At 71.8% G+C, this 677-nt stretch carries 1 protein-coding gene and 1 pseudogene; one reads left to right on the top strand and one right to left on the bottom strand.

Features of this window, described 5'->3' with window-relative positions:
* Positions 1-234: pseudogene (locus tag KVS67_RS11560) on the top strand (SAM-dependent methyltransferase); the annotation flags it as partial.
* 243 nt (positions 235-477) lie between these two features.
* Here the strand turns inward: KVS67_RS11560 and KVS67_RS11555 are convergent.
* Positions 478-677: DUF4188 domain-containing protein (locus KVS67_RS11555; protein ID WP_217565400.1), on the bottom strand; the 200-nt coding region annotated here is incomplete at its 5' end.

Below are 677 nucleotides of genomic sequence, written 5' to 3'. Positions count from 1 at the left end.
CTCCTCCTGGAGCGCGCACACCAGGCACTGCGCCCTGGCGGGTCACTGCTGCTGGGCTTCTTCGCGTCAGACCAGGTAGAGGCCTTCGATCACGCCGTCACCACGGCGTGGTACTGGCCGGTCGACGAGCTCGCGGGCGTGATGACCGCGGCGGGGTTCACCGTGGTCGACCGCGGCACACGGCAGGACCCGGGGGCCCGCCGGCACGGGTGGATCGAGGCTGTCGGGGACTGAGTCGTCTGGCGCTCTCCGCCCCAAATTTTCCAAGGAACCGTCCTTCACGAGTCGCGTGCGATCTTCACCGCGTCTGGACTGTCAGCCACCACTCCCCCTCGAGCGCCGCAAACGGCCGTTTGTGGCAGTCCGATGCTCCGCCACCACCCACGGGCACCTGCCCCCGGCTGAAACCGGGCAGAAACGTTCACGGGGCCGCTCTCGACAGCCCCCGGGACGCTCGGCGACAGACGGGGTCGAGGATCACGAGGCCGGAGTGAGACGGTCGCCCCCGTCCAGCCGCTCCCTGGCGGTGCGGCCCCGCCGCTCGACGGGGACGGTCCCCGTAGCGGCCCCCAGCCCCACGCAGGCACCCCCCACGTAGACCGTCTCCACCCCACCCGGACGCACGGCGTAGGTCTCATGCCAGATGCCGACCGCGTCCGGGTGCCGCCGGGACGGCC

The sequence above is a fragment of the Micrococcus sp. GbtcB5 genome (assembly GCF_019091605.1).
Classification (GTDB): domain Bacteria; phylum Actinomycetota; class Actinomycetes; order Actinomycetales; family Micrococcaceae; genus Micrococcus; species Micrococcus luteus.
This window is presented reverse-complemented; position numbering and strand designations above follow the sequence as displayed.